This window comes from Paenibacillus sp. plas6 (assembly GCF_057221655.1).
The window spans coordinates 3,011,225-3,024,926 of sequence record NZ_CM170151.1 but is presented as its reverse complement, the minus strand read 5'-3'; the positions used below and the strand labels follow the sequence as shown (position 1 = coordinate 3,024,926).

General features: G+C 38.4%; 13 protein-coding genes. 3 read left to right on the top strand and 10 right to left on the bottom strand.

Annotation, left to right across the window (positions count from 1 at the left end):
• The first annotated feature begins 14 nt into the window (after positions 1–14).
• Positions 15–1,241, top strand: coding sequence for an NAD(P)/FAD-dependent oxidoreductase (locus AC2TDL_RS13505; RefSeq protein ID WP_484696611.1), 1,227 nt, complete (start codon positions 15–17; stop codon positions 1,239–1,241).
• 119 nt (positions 1,242–1,360) lie between these two features.
• On the opposite strand, the gene AC2TDL_RS13500 is transcribed toward AC2TDL_RS13505, so the two are convergent.
• A complete protein-coding gene (locus AC2TDL_RS13500; protein ID WP_484696610.1) occupies positions 1,361–1,924 on the bottom strand; it encodes a hypothetical protein in 564 nt (187 codons plus the stop codon).
• 215 nt (positions 1,925–2,139) lie between these two features.
• Here AC2TDL_RS13500 and AC2TDL_RS13495 point away from each other — a divergent pair, with 215 nt between their 5' ends.
• Positions 2,140–3,333, top strand: a complete 1,194-nt coding sequence (locus AC2TDL_RS13495) for a magnesium transporter CorA family protein (protein WP_484696609.1) — start codon at positions 2,140–2,142, stop codon at positions 3,331–3,333.
• 73 nt (positions 3,334–3,406) lie between these two features.
• Here AC2TDL_RS13495 and AC2TDL_RS13490 read toward each other — a convergent pair whose 3' ends face one another.
• Positions 3,407–4,375 carry a Gfo/Idh/MocA family protein gene (locus AC2TDL_RS13490; protein ID WP_484696608.1) on the bottom strand — a complete coding sequence of 323 codons (969 nt, stop codon included), beginning with the start codon at positions 4,373–4,375 and terminating at the stop codon, positions 3,407–3,409.
• A gap of 156 nt (positions 4,376–4,531) precedes the next feature.
• On the opposite strand from AC2TDL_RS13490, the gene AC2TDL_RS13485 reads away from it, so the two are divergent.
• Positions 4,532–5,344 carry a lipase family protein gene (locus AC2TDL_RS13485; protein ID WP_484696607.1) on the top strand — a complete coding sequence of 271 codons (813 nt, stop codon included), beginning with the start codon at positions 4,532–4,534 and terminating at the stop codon, positions 5,342–5,344.
• Between the two features lie 60 nt (positions 5,345–5,404).
• On the opposite strand, the gene AC2TDL_RS13480 is transcribed toward AC2TDL_RS13485, so the two are convergent.
• The 8 genes from AC2TDL_RS13480 to AC2TDL_RS13445 all read right to left on the bottom strand — a co-directional run bounded on the left by AC2TDL_RS13480 (position 5,405) and on the right by AC2TDL_RS13445 (position 13,644).
• Complete coding sequence (locus AC2TDL_RS13480; RefSeq protein WP_484696606.1) at positions 5,405–6,163, bottom strand: hypothetical protein; 759 nt, start codon at positions 6,161–6,163, stop codon at positions 5,405–5,407.
• A gap of 171 nt (positions 6,164–6,334) precedes the next feature.
• Positions 6,335–6,529, bottom strand: coding sequence for a hypothetical protein (locus AC2TDL_RS13475; protein WP_484696605.1), 195 nt, complete (start codon positions 6,527–6,529; stop codon positions 6,335–6,337).
• 94 nt (positions 6,530–6,623) lie between these two features.
• Positions 6,624–6,962 (bottom strand): LapA family protein, encoded by a 339-nt coding sequence (locus AC2TDL_RS13470; protein ID WP_484696604.1) that lies wholly within the window; start codon positions 6,960–6,962, stop codon positions 6,624–6,626.
• Positions 6,963–7,076: 114 nt separating this feature from the next.
• Positions 7,077–7,925: a M15 family metallopeptidase gene (locus AC2TDL_RS13465; RefSeq protein WP_484696603.1), complete on the bottom strand. Its 849-nt coding sequence runs from the start codon at positions 7,923–7,925 to the stop codon at positions 7,077–7,079.
• 127 nt (positions 7,926–8,052) lie between these two features.
• Positions 8,053–8,613, bottom strand: a complete 561-nt coding sequence (locus tag AC2TDL_RS13460; protein ID WP_484696602.1) for a hypothetical protein — start codon at positions 8,611–8,613, stop codon at positions 8,053–8,055.
• 349 nt (positions 8,614–8,962) lie between these two features.
• On the bottom strand, positions 8,963–10,441 hold the full coding sequence (locus AC2TDL_RS13455; protein WP_484696601.1) for an ABC transporter substrate-binding protein: 1,479 nt from the start codon (positions 10,439–10,441) through the stop codon (positions 8,963–8,965).
• Between the two features lie 170 nt (positions 10,442–10,611).
• On the bottom strand, positions 10,612–12,021 hold the full coding sequence (locus AC2TDL_RS13450) for an ABC transporter substrate-binding protein (protein WP_484696600.1): 1,410 nt from the start codon (positions 12,019–12,021) through the stop codon (positions 10,612–10,614).
• 162 nt (positions 12,022–12,183) lie between these two features.
• Positions 12,184–13,644 (bottom strand): ABC transporter substrate-binding protein, encoded by a 1,461-nt coding sequence (locus AC2TDL_RS13445; protein ID WP_484696599.1) that lies wholly within the window; start codon positions 13,642–13,644, stop codon positions 12,184–12,186.
• Positions 13,645–13,702: the final 58 nt, after the last annotated feature.

Genomic DNA, 13,702 nt, shown 5'->3' with positions numbered 1-13,702 from the left:
GGTGAAGCGAAAAGATGAAAAACCTTCATAAGGGGGCTAACTATTGGAGTTTATTTGCAAGTAAACAAACAGAATGGCCGTCTTTGCAGCAATCGTTAGCTACCGAGGTGCTTATTATCGGCGGCGGAATATCTGGTCTGCTAACCGCATTTTTACTTTTGCAGCACAATATTGATTTTATATTGGTTGAAGGAGATGAAATTGCTGGGGGCAGCATTAGTGCCAGTACAGGTCTGCTGCAATACTGCAATGATATTATGCTGCATGAGCTTCGCCAGCAAATTGGCAAAGAAAATGCTGATTATTATTACCGCTGCTGCTATGATGCTTTACAGCTATTGAAAAAACTGATTCCAACACTGGAGCTCGAAGTGGGAAAGATACAATATGCGGAACGCAGCAGCATCCAGCTATGCTCCAACAAGCAGCATCATTTGAAGCTGCAACGGGAATACGAAGCATTATCCAGTATTGGCTTACCGTGTGAGCTATGGAACAGCGAACATATTGCTCAGCATTTCCCTTTCACTCGAAGCAGTGCGCTTGTTACGCATCAAGATGCAGAAATTAATCCGCATTTATTCGTGTTAAGGCTCGCGCAATATATTACTAAGCATGGTGGAAAGCTTTACGAACATTCTGCTGTAACAAAGATCTCAAAGCAAAATAACGGACGTTACAAAGCAAGTATTAACGGGATCGAAGTAGACGCGGCAAGTATCGTGCATGCAATCGGCTACCAATACCAACAATTACAGCAATTACAGCTAAAGTTAAGGCTTAATCGCTCCTATGTCATTGTAACAGAGCCTATTGTAAATGTAGATTTTTGGTATGAGCGAATGATGATTTGGGAAACAGCCCGACCATATTTTTATTTGCGACTTACAGCTGACAACCGTATTATGCTTGGCGGATTAGACGAGCCTACTGATACGGTTAATTATGATCAAGTTTCAATCAATCAACATAGCGAGCGATTATTGGCATATTTAACAGAGCTTTTTCCTCAATTGAAACCGCAACTGGCTTATCAATGGAATGCAGCCTTTATTGAAACTAAAGACGGTTTGCCGTATGTTGGCGCTCATCCTCTCGATCCTAATCAATATTATGTACTTGGCTATGGTGGAAATGGAGTTGTGTCATGTATGCTTGGTGCTCAAATGGTCGCAGAAGCGATTCATGGATCAGGGCATTTTCAAAAGCTTGCGCAAATTTTATCGTTATCAAGAACATAATCATTTCCAAAATATAACAACAGCCTTCATCTATTAAACGGTAGTCGCCATTTAAAGATGAAGGCTTATTTTTCGTAAAACTTTATCGCTGCCAATGAGTTGATTATCTTCGCTGCCGATTATGTGTTGTCTAAAACTTCGGCTGCTCCGACATCTGGCAAACTAGACTCTTCCACTAACCCGCCCAATGCTAATCCGCTATACAGGGAAGCGTTATCGTAAGCCTCCTGTGAGGAGGAGCTCTCAGAGATGCACACGATACATTGTCCTGCTCGCAGCGCATGCAAACAACGCTCAGCATTTTCCTTTGATATGCCATATGAAAGCAGTGAAGGAATTCCTTGCTCATGCTGCTCAAAGCCGTTTTTAATTCCTGTGAATCCTAAAAACGGAACTTGCATAGAAGGTTGCTGAGCATAGATTGGAACAGCTAGTCCGCTAAGGTCTCCTTCATGATGAGAAGACTCGTCTGCTGCGCCGCGACCAACATCTCGTCGATTTTCACTTGTGATTTCAGAAAATAAATCAATATGAATATCCGTCTCTGCATTTAACAATCTGCTATGCTCGACATTAGAAACAAGCACAGAAAGTGAGCTTGCTGGAATGCCGCTGTTTTGCAGTTTTTTGAGTGCCTCGGCTGCTTCATGCTCCGTATTAAACAATAATACTTTTGTAATCATCGTAACCTCCAATGAACTTATCGCATTTTACCTTCTATGTTGGTATTCCCTATTCCTAAGGCAATCAATCATTATATTGTCGTGAACAATGTCGATTTATTACAAATAAGATCTAATATTGTTTAATTTACAGGTTAGCGGTTGTATGGCGATAATGGATGCGCTATGATGGATAGTAGAGATTATTTTGACATGCAAGGGAGGCTGCAAATCAGTTGATCCAACGAAATCTAGTACAAATAGCGGGCTGGGAATGGCATAATTTGCAGCTCAAGCATACTCCAATTACCCCTTCATATCATCAGCACATTAGCGAAAAAACCCGCTTACAAATAAATGACAGCTATGTTGCAGAAAAACGCGAGCTGCTCCAAGCATTTCCTGAAGCCGCTGCTTGGATAAATGATAGCTATGAAAGAATAAGCAACAATTTATTAATTCAAAAAGTTGAGCAATACGGTCCTGTTGTTCAAGGAACAATATTGCTGCAGCTTTCTAATCAAGAAGAGGATGTTGCGCCGCTTCATTTTTGGTTATCAAGCACTAAGCTTATAACGATGCAGCGTGACATTCGGATAACGCTTAGACTGCAGCATCTTGATATGCAAGAGCAATATCACCAATGTAAAAATGCACCGGAAGCATTCTTTATCATGCTGGGAGCGTTGCTAGATCATTTACATATCGGATTAGATAGGTTAGAGAAACGACTTGGCAAACTAGAACGAGATATGAAGGAAAAAAATCATAAAGATTTACTTGATACAATTATTGAACGCCGCTATGAGCTGCTTCATTATAATCATATGTATTTGCCAATTCGAGAATTAGAGGGATTAGCAAAGGAAGCATTTCTTGAACAGCTAACTGCAAGTGACGGTTATCAACGAGTACAATATCGTTTTCAACGGCTAGACGTACTGCTCAAGCACTATGCGCTTGAAATTGATACCTTAATTTCGGTTGATGATGCTCTATCCAGTTTTCGCGGAAATGAGATTATTCGTACACTGACACTATTTACTGCAATTTGCTTGCCAGCATCCATTATAGGAGCGATATGGGGCACGAATTTCATACACTTGCCGTTTAAAGATAGTCCGTTAGGTTTTATTTATATGATTGGCGTTATTCTGCTCATTACCGCGCTAATTTACTTTCTATTTTGGCGCAAAGGATGGACAGGAGACATTTTGACCAAGCGTAAAAACTTGCCAAAAGAAAAGCTTAACGATCTTATTCTAACAAAGCCTGAAACAGAGCAAATCCATCAACAACTGCCTTCAAGAAAAGAACGCAATAAAAGGAACGCTAAAAAATTAAAGCAACAAGCAGAACAAGCAACGCTTCCTGCGACTAATCAAGACAAATTAACCGCTTTAGAATTACCGCCCCGTAAACGAAAATAAAGCCTTAGCCGCAACAGCTTCATCAAGAAGTTAAATCATATTGCGACTAAGGCTTTTTTAATCTTTCATTTTCTTAAAGCTTAACTGCTTGTCCAGATGCAACTGATTGTAATGCTGCCATCGTTACACGGTGCGTTTCATAAGCATCCTTATAATTAGAGCGAATATGAGATGTATCGCCTGTACGAACAGCATGAAGAAATGCTTTCATTTGCTTCTCGTACGGATTGCTTTTATTAAAATATTGTATCGTTTGCTCTGATGTGTAGTCTTTTACCCCGCTGTAACCAACTTCCAGTCTGCCTGCATCAGTATAGAAGTGCAATCCTACTTTATCTCCTGCAGGCAATATACATGTATTGCTAATCGTAGCAATTTTCCCATTTGCCAATTTTAAAGTTACCGTAGCAGCATCTGCGACATTAGCATTAGCGTCCTGCGAGGATAATATCCCTTCTGAAGCTGCAGCATATACCTCAACAACCTCACCAGCAAGATAACGCAATAAATCAACAATATGCGTTGTCTGCTCGACAAACTGACCGCCTGATCGTTCTTGTCTGCGCCACCAAGTACCTCCTGGTGCACCACCCATCCAATAGCCTAAAGCTAGCGCCAACTGCCGATCTGCTAATAGCTGCTTGGCTTTATCTGTACCATCCATATATCTAAAATGATAACCTACTGCTGTAATTAAGCCCTTTGCTTCAATTTGTGTAAGCAACTGCTGAGGCAAATCTGCTTCACAAGATAACGGCTTTTCTACAAGAAAAGGAATGCCTCTTTCGATACATTGCTGTTCAAAATTGCCATGTGCAAAAGGAGGTGTGCAAATATAAACTGCATCAAGTGAATGCTTATCGAGCATTTGCTCAACGTCACCATATCCTTTAGCATCTGAAAACTTGGCAGCAAACTGTTCTGCTTTGGTCTGCGAACTGCCTGTTATTGCTGCAACTACCACATCCTCTTGCGCTGCTAGCAGCTTTGCATGCATTTCACCGAACCAACCTGTGCCAATTAAACCAACCTTTAATGCCATTCCATTTCCTCCTAGTCATTTGACCTGTTTCCTACATTATAGTCATAAACAAAATTTCTTGTCCACGCTTACATTTTTAAAAATGTGCTGGTACCTATTGCATTCTGCTTTCATAGTATATAGTCTACTTACCTCTTTTCGAATGGAGGAATGGCTATGACCTATCATAAACACGCTCTTGCTGAGCCTAATTATGAAACTGCTTTGTTTCTAGCTGCCATTTGCAGTCAGACCTATGTTCAGTTTGCCAATAAAGAATCAGGAGCATTTATTAAACCTGATCATTATGAGCTAGTTGGCTCGATTATTACCTCTGAGCTTGGTATTGAGAATGATCGTTACGGTTTTGTCTTAACTTCTGAGCATAATACGATTCTCGCTTTTCGCGGCAGCAGTACATCAATTGATTGGGTTTATGATTTTATTGCCCAACAAACCGAATATTTGCCATTAAAAAATGCCGGTCAAACCCATAAAGGTTTTTCCGACATCTATTATGCACTGCGTCAGCAAATATTAGAGCTATTAAGTTATTGTGACTATGAAAAGCCACTCTACATTACGGGGCATAGCTTGGGAGGTGCACTTGCAACGCTGGCAGCACTGGATATCGCAGTTAATTCGCCATTTCGCAAAGTAATTGTGTACACCTTTGGCGCCCCAAGAGTTGGTGACCCAACCTTTGTCAGAACATATAATTATACAGTACCAATTCATTGGCGTTTCCAAAACAAATATGATATTGTGCCACAATTGCCTACCATTGTATATCATTCACCGCAAACGGATGAAACCTATTTTTATTTACATGTAAAGGGCGAGGTTCAACGTTCATTTCGTAATGGTTCAGTATCTTCTAACCATATTATGAGCAGTTATTTTCAAGATCTTGCCGAAGATATGCCGCAAATTGCTGAGTCTATTTGCACAAGACCTATTGGGTTTTGTCCTGCGGTAAATGGTGATTAATGATTAGCTCGTAAGCAATCATGATGCACCAGCGCTAAGTTTATTCGTCAATTTCTTATCTTAGGTCGTCAACAGTTGATTTAAGCTAACCTCCTTGAAGCTGCTTTCTTCCATTGTATCAGCATATAGCCATTCGTTCAGGCAGCCTTCAATTGACCTAATTGTTTTATCGAGGTTACAATAGCTTAACTCATCTGTAAATTGAGGCGATTGTCTAAAATAATCTTTATGACCACCTAATGTATTAACTCCAACAATTCGTCCTGGTGCATATTTACGAGCGTCCCAGCGCGGCAAAGGAACATGCTGATGTTGGAACGTCCAGCCTCCCCAACTGCCAAGCTTAGTAATCGGATCTTTAAATCTGCCTGCCTCATCTGTCGCGTAAATATAGCTTACCTTTTCTTTTAATGCAGGAATGATACGTGTTTTCGGTGATCCAATCTGAATCACCTTCGCATTAATTGGTGTTTTATCCTCATATAATTTACGAGCAATTTGATAGGCGGCAACTCCTCCACCACTATGTCCAATCATAAGCAGCTTGGACTTATGTTCATGCTCTTGAATTTTTCTCCATACCTTTCTGCCGCCGATTCCACCGCGAATGATATAGCGGGACAGATCCGCTCTAACCTCAGCAAGCTGTAGAAAGAGATTTCTTTCCATTTCTCCATAAGGAAATAATAGCTCAATATCTGCTGTAACACCCTTTTCTGCTAGCATTTGCTGCAGGCGCTCCTCCAATGAATAAAATGCGCTCGGGCTCGTCTTAACACCAGCTAACAAAAATACTTTTAGTGACTGACCGGCTCGCATTCTCTTTCCTCCGCTGTAAATTTATTATCGTTTAACTTACATTATGCAGGCTTTTTTGAAATTCATACGAAAAACTATAAAGTAAATCCTTCCTGTCGCAAAATGATAAAGAAAAAACGCCTCAAAATTAAAATTTTTCAGGCGTTTTCTTAGCAAGTTGATGGAGAACGATTATACACCCATTTTCTTGCGTTGGTTATTAACTCTTTTCGTATTTTGACTTACTAGCTTTTTCGTAGCTGTAGAGAGCTGCTGTTTTCCGCCTGACTTCGAATTTTGCTGCTTGCGGGCAGCAAGAAGCTGCTTTGCACGCTCTGCCTGTGACAATGGCTTCACTGCTTGCTCTTTTTCTTGTTCATTGGACATCCGCGGCACCTGCCTTTAAGGTTAACTTTGTCCCAATTATACTACAACTGATTTCTTGTAATAAAGAGAAAGAGGATCGTTATTTAACAATATATTATTTCATTTCCGTATCTATATTATTCTCAGCCGTTTCATTTACATCTTGGTCAGCTAAGTAATCCGCTTCTTTCTCCTCAGTATGTACACTTTGAGACGCTGCGAGCTGTTTTTCAAGCTGTTTCACTTTACGCTGCAACACGATAAAACGGAATAACCCTATTAAGCCGACGGCTAGTCCGCCAAACAAAGTTGAAAACAAAATGACAAGAATAAGTGGAATTGATGCAGTACCAAATAAATAATTTACCTCTACTGCTCTCACATTGAATACAGCAAAAACCGCTATTAGCAACGCAAACAATAAGCCTAATATAAGCATCCACTGACTTTTCATCGTTCGTCCTCCTCATTTCAGCTAGTATTAGAATCTCATACTGGCCGCAATTAGTAAAGATTGTAATGTTGTCAGCTTAGTGTCAGCAGTAGAGAAAGTTTTTAATCAGCAGTTTTATTGTTTCCAAGTTGTTATGATAATCCCTTTTTTATTGTCACCGGAAATCGAATATTGAAGTTCAGCAGGCAGCTTAACAAATTCATCCTCTTCGGAATTATAATAATCGATTAAAAATTTTCCATCCTTAGTATCTATCTTAAGATGCGGATTTTCTTCAATATACTGAATGTATTCCTCTAGCACCCAATCATTTTCCATCATTATCATACTATGAGGCAAACCAACATAACGAAAATGCCACGGCTCATATTGAATCCCAGTAATATGTTGCTTGTCCGGCGGATAACGTAAAATAAAGCCGTACTCTGCCGCATGTTCACGCAACCATTTTCCTTCCTCTGCCGTTTCCATTTTAGCGTAAATTGATCCTATATCAACAGCTAATCCGCTATTATGTTCACTATAACCCGCTGGTAAAGCATAATCACTGCCTTGTTCCTCATATAGCTTTGCTTGCTGCTCTAACGAGCGATAGCCGCTAGTAAGCAGAAAGCCGTTAACCCCATCCTCTTGAGCGGCAGAAAGCATAACCTTTAATGCCCTCAATAATTCTGCTGCTAACGTAATCTCATTTTTCTCTAAAGCAAAGCCTGCCTCATTTGCTTCTGCTGCACTTATTGTTACAAGCTTACCAGCAATACCATCAGAAGACAAAGGATTATCTCGATTAACTAAAATTAGCTCACCACGATGGACTTGCTTTTTATCAAACTCAATTAACTGATAGTTTTCCTTGTTATCTTCCATGTTCCTAGAGGATATGCTTATTCCTTTTTGTGGTAAAAATTGTCCTGCAACAATGATAACTGCTACTAAAATAAATATAAAAGCCCACTTTTTCACCAAAAACTCTCCTTTATTTAGCTTTCTTAATTAGTGTAAATAAAAAACATTAACAAAAAGTGGGGAAATTATTAACTTTTTATTAATTCATATATGTACTAAAAAAGCACCCTTGCAGCAAGGATGCTTAAGCCGTTCGAAATTGTTTACTGCGTCGTGTTCGGTATAACGCACCAATATAGGATGGCAAACTTCCTTGATAAAGCAGCTCAAGTCTTGCATCCTTAAAATCTGCGGGCGTAGTTAACGCAGGATATTTGTCGATAATAAATATATTAGCATTTTGTAACAACGTATTTACGAACTGCGAGCAAAAATAATAATTTTTTCTTTGCCAATGAACACCAAATAGCACCGCAATTATACCTAAAAAATTGTAACGATATTTATCCTTTTCCTTCATAAAATATTGAATTTGTTCACGAATAGAATTATATGCCTGCTCGTCTAATTTTAATTTATAGATTTTACATGGCGAATGCTGGAATATCGGTCCACGTACATCTTCTCTTACAAAGCCACCAATCCATGGATTACTTTGATTCTTTCTACCGAAGCTGTAAACTTCATTCAGTTCTTTATCAAAGGCTATGGAGACGTGACAAAACTTTTCACCAGTAAAATATTGGATGGAACGTGCTAACAGTGTTCCAGTATTCGTAAGCAGAATATATATTTCCTTCTCCATATTGTCTTTGACCCCCTGATTGAATCTCGTGTTATCTTAAATTTACCTTAAGATATAAACCGATGTAACCGCCCAAGGTAGTAAGTTAAACTAGACGAAAGTCGTAATCCAATATCCAACTTTTTTACAGTATGATCTGATTTTACTTTATTTATTGTTAACTTACAATAGAGGAATATTTAGTAGATTCTATGCTTAACCGTTTCATATTTACTAAGACGTAAAGTAGTAGTCGTTGTAGTTATATTCTAGGAGAAATGAAATTGATCAATATAATATAAAAATAAGCTAGCAGTTATGAAATTATTCACACTGCTAGCTCTTTTAATCAGCAGCTATACGATATTTTTTATTCAGCTACTGCTTCATCAGTGCTCTCAGTAGCAACGGAATCAATAATTACACCGCCGCCTTCACCGTATTTTTCCTTCCAATAATTTTCCATTTCTTCTCCGGACATTATCGGTTGTGATAACAATTCATTACCTTTAATTTGTAATGTAGACAATGCCTCTGCAATTGTAGCTTCTCCTGAATTAACTTTGTTTAACTCAGCTTGCATAACTTCATAGAACTCATATTGGAATACTTGCGGAATTTTATTGTAATCAATACTCATCTCTTGAGATGAAGGACGAACTTTATAGAATGCCTCATAATTGCGTTCATCGCTTTTCGGCAAGAATGCTGTTCTTAATGGAAGACTGCCGTAAGTTACTTTAGACTTCACGCGAGCATAATCATCCCCAGTGATGTAGGAAATGAAGTCCCATGCTGCTTCAACATTCGCTGATGAGTTATTAATCGCAACAATATTATAATAGTTAATATAGCTAGACTCATCTGGATTGCTAGAGCTTACTGGTCCTGTTACAATATCCCAATTTTGAATTAAATTCTCTGGATTTTGCGCATAATTTTTCAGATTTTCAAGCTCACTCATTAAATAATTGCCGTCTAATCTCATTGCTAAACGACCTGCATAGAATGGATCACGAGAATACCAGTCTCCGTTATAATTCATATAATCCTCATTTTCATACATATCGCTTTCAAAGTACAGAACATTGGATTTCATAACAGATTGTGCAGTTTCAACTAATGCACTCCATGCTGGCGTGTCGATCGTCATCTGTAATGTATCAGGATCAAACATACGCAAGTTATCGCCTTGTGCTAATGTGTTAACAATTTCATACAAATCTTTGCTCCATGAAAGCTTCAAGCCATATACACGCTCCATTGGAGAGCCTTCTGTTGGAAACATTTTAGCAAGCTCAATCACTTCAGCCCAAGTCATTTGATCAGTTGGGTATGGTACATTATACTTATCAAACAAATCTTTGTTGTAATATAACACCTGACTGTAGAAGCTAGTTGGCAATCCATAAAGTTTACCGTTTCCTAACGCCTTCATAGCATCAATAATACCAGGAGCTAGACCAGCCGCATTATACTTTTCTTCATTAACAAAGCTTTCAATATCATACAGCTTACCTTCTTCGCCCAAGGTAGTTAACACTGTAGGCTCTAGCATTAAGACATCAGGATTTTCCTTTTCGATAAGCTCTTTTAATAAGACATCATAGGTTTTATCTTCAGTTACATCGCGATACAAATTGCTAGTCGCAACAATTTCAATATCTACATTCGGATGCAAAGCACTATACAGCATGCCGTATTCTGAATAAAAACCAGATTCATCATAATACATTACTTTCAGAGTTGTTGGTTTATCATTCTTGCTTTCACTTTTGCCGATACTACAACCTGTAAGCAGCGTTGCTGAGATACAAACAGCAAGGCTTGTTTTTAACCATTTGTTCATTTAGTTTACACCCCTATCATTTTCTACACTTTCCTATGACGTAGATGTTAAGGAAAAGGTTTCAAGTTTAGAAAAATTTTCTGAGCTTTTTCTCATTTTTTTAATATAAACGAATTATTTAACTGCTTCTTCTATTGCTTCTCCTTCAAAATATCGAGAGATATGCCACCTTAACTGTTTTTCTCGTTCCAATACTGTTCTATTTCCTCCTCTGTCATTACAGGTTGCGACAACAATTCATTCCCTTTAATTTGCAAGGTAGACAGTGCCTCCGCAATCGTGGCTTCGCCTGATACTATCTTGTTTAGCTCTGCGCGAAACATATCGTAAAACTCATATTGGAACACTTGCGGAATTTTTTCATAGTCAACATTTATATCTTGAATGGAAGGACGAACTTTATAAAATGCATCATAATTGCGTTCATCTTTTTTCGACAAAAACGCAGTTCTTAATGGAAGATTACCTGTAATTACTTTTGACCTTACACGAGCATAATCATCACCAGTAATATAGGAAATAAAGTCCCATGCAGCTTCAATATTCGCTGATGAGTTATTAATGGCAACAATATCATAGTAATTGATATAGTTGGATTCCTCAGGGTTACTAGCACTTACCGGTCCTGTTACAATGTCCCAATTTTGAATTAAGTCTTCTGGATTTCGTGCATAGTTTTTTAGATTAAGCAGCTCATTCACTAAATAACTACCATCCAATTTCATCGCTAAGCGACCAGCATAAAAAGGATCACTGGAATACCAATCTCTCTCATAATTCATATCATCGTCGTCCAAATAATTTTCAAATAATAAAGCATTTGAGTTCATTACAGACTGTGCAGTTTCAACTAATGCATTCCACGCTGGCGTATCAATCGTCATCTGTAACGTGTCTGGATTATACATTTGCAAATTATCGCCTTGTGATAATGTATAAACAATTTCATGAAGTTCCTTGCCCCAAGAAAGCTTTAAGCCGTATACACGATCCTTAGCCCCTCCTTCGCTCGGAAACATCTTAGCAAGTTCGATAACTTCAGCCCAGGTCATTTGGTCTGTTGGATAAGGTACATTGTACTTATCAAATAAATCTTTGTTGTAGTATATAACTTGGCTGGAGAAGCTGGTTGGCAATCCGTACAATTTACCGTTGCCATACGCCTTCATCGCATCAATAATGCCTGGTGCAAGTCCTGCAGCGTTATATTTCTCTTCATTGACAAAGCTCTCAATATCATACAGTTTGCCTTCCTCGCTCAAGGAAGCTAGTACAAATGGAGAAAGCATTAAGACATCAGGATTTTCCTTTTCAATTAACTCCTGTAATAACACCTCGTACGGTTTATCTTCTGTTCCCTCTCGATACAAATTGTTAGTGGAGACAATTTCAATATCTACATTCGGATGCAAAGCACTATATAGCATGCCGTATTCTGAATAAAAACCAGATTCATCATAATACATTACTTTCAGTGTTGTTGGTTTATCATTATTGCTTTCACTTTTGCCAATACTACATCCTGTAACCAGCGTTGCTGAGATACAAACAGTAAGACATGTTTTTATCCATTTGCTCATTTAATTTACACCTCCAGCATGTTCTACATTCATCTACAACGTAGATTATAAGGAAAAAGTTCCATTTTTCTACATTTTTTCAGTTTTCATAAAAACGAAAGGGGCTGCCCTAAGTCGTTGCACTGACTTTTAGGCAGCCCCTCTAATCTTTCTCTATATATCTTAATTATTCCCTGTTTCTTCTGTTACTTCCCCTTCACCAGCATTAATAGACACGTCGCCTTCACCCTCATCTAGCTTCTTTTCCTCACTTGTTTCTACAGGCTGCGATAATAATTCATTGCCTTTGATTTGTATTGCAGACAACGCTTCTGCAACTGTGGCTTCGTCTGACACCACTTTGCTTAGCTCGGTTTGCATAACCATATAAAATTCATTTTGGAAAGTTAGCGGAATTTTTTTGCTATCGAAAATCAAAGTTTGTAATGAAGGACGAATTTTATAAAATGCTTCATAGTTACGCTCATTTTTTTTCGGCAAGTATGCAGTTCTTAGTGGTAAATCGCCATAAGTTGCTTTAGATTTGACGCGAGCATAGTCATCACCCGTAACATAGGAAATAAAGTCCCATGCTGCTTCAATATTGGCTGAGGAATTATTAATTGCAAATATGTCATAGTAGAACGTATATTGAGATTCCTCACGGTTGTCAGAACTTACTGGGCCAGTTACGATATCCCAGTTTTGAATTAAGTCATCTGGATTTTGCGTATAAAGATCTAGATTTTCCAGCTGATGTATTAAATAGCTACTCTCTAATTTCATCGCTAAGCGACCAGCAAAAAATGGGTCACTCGAATAGTAGTCCATATTATAAACTCTCACATCGTCATTATTCATATCACTTTCAAAGTACAAAAAGTTTGAGTTCATAATAGATACAGCCATTTCAGTCAGTTCATTCCATGCTGGCGTATCGATCGTCATTTGTAAAGTATCAGGATTAAACATTTGCAAGTTTTCGCCTCGTGCTAATGCGTCAACAATCTGGTATAGATCCCTGCTCCAACCAATTTGCAAACCATATACGCGCTCCATTGGATCTCCCTCGGTCGGGAACATTTTAGCAAGCTCAATCACTTCAGCCCAGGTCATTTGGTCTGTTGGATATGGTACATTGTACTTATCAAATAAATCTTTGTTGTAGTATATAACTTGGCTGGAGAAACTGGTTGGCAATCCATACAGTTTACCGTTGCCATACGCCTTCATCGCATCAATAATGCCTGGTGCAAGTCCTGCAGCGTTATATTTCTCTTCATTGACAAAGTTCTCAATATCATACAGCTTGCCTTCTTCACCTAGCAAAGTATATGCTGTAGGATTAAGCATTAAAATATCAGGATTTTCTTGCTCGATAAGCTCTTTTAGCAAATCCTCGTAGCTCTTTTCTTCTGTTGCTTCGCGATATAAGTTGTTTGTCGGCACAATTTCCAATTCAACATTTGGATACAAAGCACTGTACAGCATGCCGTATTTTGAATAGAAATAAGATTCGTCATAAAACATTACCTTTAGTGTCTTTGCTTGTTCTGTAGTACTTTCACTTTTTCCAAAGCTACAGCCTGTTAGCAGCGATGCTGAAATAGATACAGCAAGGCCTGTCTTTATCCATTTGTTCATTTAATTTACACCCCTTAGATTTTCTACGTTTACTTATGACGTAAATTCTAAGGTAAAT